Consider the following 6,799-nt stretch of genomic DNA (forward strand, 5'->3'; position numbering starts at 1 on the left):
GAGAGCGCTTCCCTGACACGGAAGAGGTCACTGGTTCAATCCCAGTATCGTCCACACGCCGAGAGCCCCCGGCCGCCATCGCGGTCGGGGGCTCTTGCGTGCGCCGGTTCAGCTGGAGAACAGCATGTGGCCGAAGCTCTTGTGGCGGTGGTGGCCGCCGTAGTGACCGCCGTGACCACCGTGACCGCCGCCGTGCGGGGCGCCCCAGGCGGGGGCGGCCGGCGCGGCCGGGTACGCCTGCGGGGCGCCCGGGGGCGGCGGCGCGGGCTGGGACCACTGGGACTCCACCCGGGTCAGCGCCTCCAGCTCGCCGTAGTCGAGGAAGATCCCGCGGCAGTTGCTGCACTGTTCGATCTGGACGCCGTTGCGGTTGTACGTGTGCATCTGAGCGTGACACTTCGGGCACTGCATGTTCGGCTCAACTCCTCGCCGGTCGGTGCTGTTTCGCCTACCGCCAGGACAGACACTGTCCGGCTGCGGTCGGTTGCACCCTACTTCGCGAAGTCGGCCGCCACCTGCGAGGGGAGGGAACCCATACGCACGCAGGCGTCGACCAGGCACTGCTCGACCTCGTCGAGCGGCCGGCCGGCCGCGGCCGCCTTGGTGACGGCCCGTGCCGCACTCTGCACGGTGAGTGCGCGCGCCGGGACGTCGAGCCGGGGCCAGGGATCGCCGGCATCGGGCACGGCGGGGCCGGCCGCGGCACGGTAGGCGGCGAGGAATCGGGTCCACTCGTCGGGCGGGAGCAGCCCGCACGCGTACCAGGCGGCGGGGCGGGCGAGGTCCCAGGCCGGGTCGCCGACGCCGAGGTCGTCGACGTCGATCAGCCGCCACGGGCCGTCCGGGACGGGGTGGCGGACGAGCTGGCCGAGGTGGAGGTCGCCGTGGCAGAGGGCGCCGGGGCCGGGCATGGGGGCTTCGGCCCGGGCCCAGGCCGGGAGCGTGCGCCAGGCTGCGAGAACGGGGGCGAGAGCGGGGTGCGCGCCGGCTGCGTGCAGGAGCGCCACGGCCCGGGCGGCCTTGGCGGGACCGCGCATCGCGGGGAGGCCCGCCGGGACCGGGGTGCGGTGCAGCGCGGCGAGCAGCGCTCCCGCCTCCTCCCAGGGCGCGGCGTCGGGATCGTCCGGATCGACCGGGGCGCCGTAGGGCCAGAACGTCACCAGGCGTCCGTGCAGCAGCGTCGGGGCGGTGGCGAGCGGGGGCAGGAGGACGTCGGGGAGGGCGGCCGCCGCCGCGAGACGGGGCGCCAGAGCGGCCGGGTCGGTGTCGGTCGCGTGCGCCTTGGCGACGGTGTCGGCGTGCCGGACGACGGTGGCGTCGGGGCGGTCGGCGAGGGTGGCCGCGCCGCACGGGCAGGCCGGGGCGGCCGCGTGCGCGCGGGCCGCGGCCCGGCGGGTGAGCTCGGCGAGCAGCGGGTCCGGGGTCACATGGCTCCTGGGCGAGGGCGTGCGGGGCGGTCTCCTCGCGAGGGTACGCAGGGAAGCCGCGGCGCGTCGGGCATGGGGCCGGGACGGGCGGGGCGGGCGGGGAAAAACAATGCAGGCGCAGCTCCCCAGCTGCGCCTGCATCTTTTGCCGTCCGCCGCACCCCCGTCCCCACGGGGTTTCATATGGGTGGATGTCCCCGCCCGGACCGCTCTTCCGGGCCTGGGGTCGCCGCTCAGCGCCCCAGCATCACTCCCACGGACGACGCCTGTGTGGCCACTGTCTCCCAGCCGTCGAAGACGACGAGGAGCAGGACCGCCAGGGGAAGGGCCATCAGCGTCGCCACCAGGGGGTGGCGGCGGCCCGTGCGACGGGGGCGCGTGCTGCGTCCCGGTGTGCGGATCGTCGTCCGCGATGCCGTAAGGGCCATGGTCCCTCTCCTGACCTGATCAGTTGTCGTTGGCAGCGGCGGGTGTCTGACCTCGGGGGACGAGTGCTGCACCCGCCGCTTGACCTCAAATCTAGGCGTGCGGCCCGCTCCGGTCGTCATGCCTTCGTACCCATTGGCGGGCCTCCCGGAGGATGAGCCGTCGGCCGGTGAGTACTCCCCTGGGTGGAGAGGAGGTCCTACGTCTCGGGGTCCTCCCGGAGGGGACGTCCGGTCCGGGCCGGTTTTTCCGAGAGCTGCCGTGACTTCGCTCACTTCCGGCACCGCTCTCGGCGCCGCGGCCGGTCGCGGGCGGCCCGCTCCTCCCGCCCGCACGTCATGGACGAGGACGGCGTCGCCGAGGTCCGGGGCCGTATGCGGCCGGTCACCCCTCATGGCTTCAATCCCCCTTCCGGGACCGGTGGTTGAGGAGGCTCCCTCGACGAAGTACGGCTTTCCCAGGGCTCCCTGACCACTCTTCGATTCTCCCATCCGGCACTGACAATCCATCGGGACGAGAGGGCGCGGCCTCTGCGCGCGAACGGCCGTGTAAACGTAAGCTGTGCCACGTCAGACGGACCGGGCAGCGGGGATGAACATGGCGATGATGCGCCTGAGGCGCGAGGACCCGCGCGTCGTCGGCTCGTTCCGACTGCACCGGCGGCTCGGCGCGGGCGGGATGGGCGTCGTCTATCTGGGCTCCGACAAGAAGGGGCAGCGGGTCGCGCTGAAGGTGATCCGGCCCGATCTGGCGGAGGACCAGGAGTTCCGCTCGCGGTTCGCGCGCGAGGTGTCGGCCGCCCGGCGGATCCGGGGCGGCTGCACGGCGCGGCTGGTCGCGGCGGATCTGGACGCCGACCGGCCGTGGTTCGCCACGCAGTACGTGCCCGGCCCCTCCCTGCACGACAAGGTGAACGACGAGGGGCCGCTCGGCGCCGCGGAGCTCGCCGCGATCGGGGCCGCCCTGTCGGAGGGGCTCGTCGCCGTCCACGAGGCCGGGGTCGTGCACCGGGACCTCAAGCCCTCCAACATCCTGCTGTCCCCCAAGGGCCCGCGGATCATCGACTTCGGCATCGCGTGGGCGACGGGCGCGTCCACGCTCACGCACGTCGGCACGGCGGTCGGCTCCCCCGGTTTCCTCGCTCCGGAGCAGGTGCGCGGGGCACTGGTCACACCGGCCACCGACGTGTTCTCGCTCGGCGCCACGCTCGCCTACGCCTCGACGGCCGACTCGCCCTTCGGGCAGGGCAGTTCGGAGGTCATGCTGTACCGCGTGGTGCACGAGGAGCCGCAGCTGCACGGCGTGCCCGACGCACTGGGGCCGTTGGTGCGGGCCTGCCTTGCGAAGGACCCCGAGGAGCGGCCCAGCACGCTCGAACTCTCCCTGCGGCTGAAGGAGATCGCCGCCCGGGAGGCCCAGGGCCTGACGGACGTACGGCCTCCGGCGCCGCGGGCGGCCGAGGCGGACCGGCCCACCGGACGGCTGGCGGACCCCGGCCACACGGAGCGCACGCTGCGTCATCCGGGCGGGCCGGGCACTCCCCCGCCGCGCGGCGGGTCGCCGTCCTCGCGCGGTCCCGCCCCCGCACGGGGCGGCGCGGCGGCGCGGGGCACGAATCCCTCCCGCGGCGGCGGGGCTTCGTCACGGTCCGGGGCCCGGCCTGCTCCCGGCGCCCGCAACACCCGGCCGGGCAGCGGCAGTCGGCCCGGTCCGCGCGGCGGCGGGCGTCCCGGGCCGAGGACGACGGGCGGCAGACTGCGGCCCGCGAACCCGCGTCTGCTGCGTCAGCGGCTGTTCGTGTTCGTGGTGGTGACGCTGTTCGTGGCGCTGGGCATCGCCCTCGTCCAGGGCTGCGAGGGACCGGCGCGCGGGCTCGGCGGGGGCGACGGCGTCGTCCGGCACGCGACGCCGCACCTGCCGTCGGCGCCGGACGCAGGCGGCACGACAGCCCGCTGACCGGCGCACGCCGCGCGGGCGGGCGTCGGCATCGGTACGTCGCAGGCGTCGTGGACCTCGAGGCCCGCGGCGGCCCTGCCCGTACATCCAGGGCGGCTCGGCGCCGTCACCCCCGAAGGCCCGGACGTGTCCGCGAAGTCCCGCCCGGCACGCGACGCCTGGCACGCCCTCCCCCGGAGGGCAATCCCCAGCCGCGTCGCCAGGCGCGCTCGCGTACCGCCCCTACGTCGGCGGGCCTCCGGCGGGCGATCTCACGCACCGGGCGCCGTGTGCCCTGTCCTTCGGGCAGAGGGCGCCACGTCGCGGAAAGGCCTAGCCAGGGCCTGTCGTTTGGATCAGCCGCAGGGAACGAACGGGACCGTTCGGCGCCGGTGAGCGGGGTGTGGTGCGTGCAGCTGCAAGGCGGAGGAGGGCGTCGACGCGGAGCATCGGCAACCGACGACGACGCGGCAGATGCGCGTGCCGCACCCGACGTCTGCGGCATGATCCAAACGACAGGACCTACTAGGCGCGGGGGCGGCCCGTCGCCACCGCGTAGAAGGCGACCGCCGCCGCGGCGCCCACGTTGAGCGAGTCGACGCCGTGGGACATCGGGATGCGGACCCATTCGTCGGCGGCGACGAGCGCCTGGGTGGAGAGGCCGTCGCCCTCCGCGCCGAGCATGAGAGCCACCCGGTCCATCCGGTGCGGGGCGGCCTCGTCGAGGCTGCGGGCCTTCTCGTCCGGGGTGAGGGCGAGCAGGGCGAAGCCGGCCTCGCGGACCGAGTCCAGGCCCTTGGGCCAGGTGTCCAGGCGGGCGTACGGGACGGAGAAGACCGCGCCCATCGAGACCTTCACGCTGCGCCGGTACAGGGGGTCCGCGCAGTCCGGCGAGAGCAGCACGGCGTCCATCCCGAGGGCGGCGGCCGAGCGGAAGATCGCGCCGATGTTGGTGTGGTCGTTGACCGACTCCATGACGACCACCCGCCGGGCGGTGTGCAGCAGGTCGGCCGCCGTCGGCAGCGGCCTGCGCTGCATCGAGGCCAGCGCGCCCCGGTGGACGTGGTAGCCGGTGACCTGTTCGGCCAGGTCGGGGCTGACGGCGTAGACCGGCGCCGGGAGCTCGTGGATGACGTCGCGCATGACGTCGATCCACTTCGCCGAGAGCAGCATCGAGCGCATCTCGTACCCGGCGTCCTTGGCGCGTCGGATGACCTTCTCGCCCTCGGCGATGAACAGCCCCTCGGCGGGCTCGCGTCTGCGGCGCAGCTCGACGTCGGTCAGGCCGGTGTAGTCGCGCAGGCGCGGGTCGTCGGGATCTTCCACGGTGATGAGATCGGCCACAGGGGTGATACTGCCTTGTCCTGGGTGTGGTGCCAACGGCGCGGGACGGTTGTGTTACCCGCGGTTACTCTGAGGTCCACGGCCCGACGCCGACGACCGGGCCGACGACGACGACCGCCGGAGGCCTGACCTCCCGGACGCGGACCGTCTCGGCGACCGTGGCGAGCGTGGCGTCGACGCGGCGCTGGGCGGCCGTCGTGCCCTCCTGCACGAGGGCGACCGGGGTGTCAGGCGACTTGCCGTGCGCCACGAGCGCCTCGGCGATCTTCCCGATCTTGTCGACGCCCATCAGGATCACCAGCGTGCCGGTGAGCTTGGCCAGCGACTCCCAGTCGACCAGCGAGCGCTCGTCGTCGGGCGCCACATGACCGCTGACCACCGTGAACTCGTGGGCGACGCCCCGGTGGGTGACCGGGATGCCGGCCGCGCCCGGCACCGAGATCGAACTCGAGATGCCGGGGACGACCGTGCAGGCGATGCCCGCCTCGGCGAGGGCCTGGAGCTCCTCCATGCCGCGGCCGAACACGTACGGGTCGCCGCCCTTGAGGCGGACGACGGACTTGCCCTGCTTGGCGTGCTCGATCAGCGCGTTGTTGATGGCCTCCTGGGCCATGTACCGGCCGTAGGGGATCTTCGCCGCGTCGATCACCTCGACGTGCGGCGGAAGCTCGGCGAGGAGGTCGCGCGGGCCGAGCCGGTCGGCGATCACGACGTCCGCCTCGGCGAGCAGACGGCGGCCGCGCACGGTGATCAGGTCGGGGTCGCCGGGACCGCCGCCGACCAGCGCCACGCCGGGCGTGCGGGTGCGGTGGTGAGGGGCGACGAGGGTGCCGTCGCGCAGGCCCTCGACGACCGCGTCGCGGATGGCGGCGGTGTGCCGGGGGTCGCGGCCGCGGCCGTCGGTGGTGAGGACGGCGACCGTCACGCCCTCGCTGTGGCCGGTCGCGGGAGTCCAGGCGGTCGCGGCCTCGGCGTCGTCGGAGCGCACGCACCAGATGCGGTGCGCCTCCGCCTCCGCGGACGCCGAGACGTTCGCCTCGTGGTCGCTCGTGGCGATCAGGGCGTACCAGGCTCCGGCGAGGTCGCCCTGCGCGTACCGGCGGCGGGACCAGGTGATCTCGCCCGCGTCGGCCATCGCCTCGACGGACGGGGTGGCGCTCGGGGAGACGAGCTCGACGACCGCGCCCGCGGCGATCAGGGCGGGCAGGCGGCGCTGGGCGACCTGGCCGCCGCCGAGGACGACGACCCTGCGGCCGGTGAGGCGGAGGCCTACGGGGTAGGCGGGGTGTTCGGCCATGAGGGTGCGGCTCCTCGTCCGGGCAAAGACGTGCGGTGAGCGGGCGCTGCGACTCTGGAGCGGCCCTGACGTGCGCATTTTAAAGGTGCGCTCAGATGTATACAGGTGCGTTCAGCATGCGGCGGGGCCAGGGGTGCGCACAAGCGCGCCCGCCGGCCCCGCCGGGTCCTACTTCTCCGTCACGCCCGCCGAGTCGAACGTCGCCACCTCGTGCATCGCCCGGGCCGTGCTCTGGACCAGCGGCAACGCCAGCAGTGCGCCCGTGCCCTCGCCGAGACGGAGGTCGAGGTCCACGAGCGGACGCAGTCCCAGCTTGTTCAGGGCGGCCACGTGACCGGGCTCGGCGCTGCGGTGGCCCGCGATGCAGGCCG

The 6,799-nt window shown here is 74.4% G+C and carries 7 protein-coding genes; 1 reads left to right on the top strand and 6 read right to left on the bottom strand.

Annotation, left to right across the window (positions count from 1 at the left end; translation table 11 throughout):
* Positions 1 to 108 precede the first annotated feature (108 nt).
* From ABT300_RS39685 to ABT300_RS39695, 3 genes are all read right to left on the bottom strand, one after another.
* On the bottom strand, positions 109 to 411 hold the full coding sequence (locus ABT300_RS39685; RefSeq protein ID WP_351686735.1) for a TFIIB-type zinc ribbon-containing protein: 303 nt from the start codon (positions 409 to 411) through the stop codon (positions 109 to 111).
* Positions 412 to 491: 80 nt separating this feature from the next.
* Complete coding sequence (locus ABT300_RS39690) at positions 492 to 1,427, bottom strand: phosphotransferase family protein (RefSeq protein ID WP_351686738.1); 936 nt, start codon at positions 1,425 to 1,427, stop codon at positions 492 to 494.
* Between the two features lie 232 nt (positions 1,428 to 1,659).
* Entirely contained in the window at positions 1,660 to 1,854 is a 195-nt protein-coding gene (locus ABT300_RS39695; RefSeq protein ID WP_351686741.1) for a hypothetical protein, read from the bottom strand.
* A 589-nt stretch (positions 1,855 to 2,443) separates the two neighbouring features.
* Here ABT300_RS39695 and ABT300_RS39700 point away from each other — a divergent pair.
* The gene (locus tag ABT300_RS39700; RefSeq protein WP_351686753.1) at positions 2,444 to 3,808 is read left to right on the top strand and encodes a serine/threonine-protein kinase; all 1,365 of its coding nucleotides are present in this window, start codon (positions 2,444 to 2,446) and stop codon (positions 3,806 to 3,808) included.
* Positions 3,809 to 4,312: 504 nt separating this feature from the next.
* Here the strand turns inward: ABT300_RS39700 and ABT300_RS39705 are convergent.
* The 3 genes from ABT300_RS39705 to ABT300_RS39715 all read right to left on the bottom strand — a co-directional run.
* Positions 4,313 to 5,131, bottom strand: a complete 819-nt coding sequence (locus tag ABT300_RS39705) for a TrmH family RNA methyltransferase (protein WP_351686744.1) — start codon at positions 5,129 to 5,131, stop codon at positions 4,313 to 4,315.
* A gap of 64 nt (positions 5,132 to 5,195) precedes the next feature.
* A complete protein-coding gene (gene cobA / locus ABT300_RS39710; protein WP_351686747.1) occupies positions 5,196 to 6,428 on the bottom strand; it encodes a uroporphyrinogen-III C-methyltransferase in 1,233 nt (410 codons plus the stop codon).
* A 168-nt stretch (positions 6,429 to 6,596) separates the two neighbouring features.
* A partial coding sequence (locus ABT300_RS39715) for a nicotinate-nucleotide--dimethylbenzimidazole phosphoribosyltransferase (RefSeq protein WP_351686750.1) occupies positions 6,597 to 6,799 on the bottom strand: 203 nt, incomplete at its 5' end.

It is taken from the genome of Streptomyces sp. NPDC001027 (assembly GCF_040299045.1).
Lineage (GTDB): Bacteria > Actinomycetota > Actinomycetes > Streptomycetales > Streptomycetaceae > Streptomyces.

Excerpts from the sequence above, each read along its gene's own strand:
- ABT300_RS39695 (WP_351686741.1), bottom strand. The coding sequence starts at position 1,854 with ATGGCCCTTACGGCATCGCGGACGACGATCCGCACACCGGGACGCAGC.
- ABT300_RS39700 (WP_351686753.1), top strand. The coding sequence starts at position 2,444 with ATGAACATGGCGATGATGCGCCTGAGGCGCGAGGACCCGCGCGTCGTC.
- cobA (WP_351686747.1), bottom strand. The coding sequence starts at position 6,428 with ATGGCCGAACACCCCGCCTACCCCGTAGGCCTCCGCCTCACCGGCCGC.
- ABT300_RS39685 (WP_351686735.1), bottom strand. The coding sequence starts at position 411 with ATGCAGTGCCCGAAGTGTCACGCTCAGATGCACACGTACAACCGCAAC.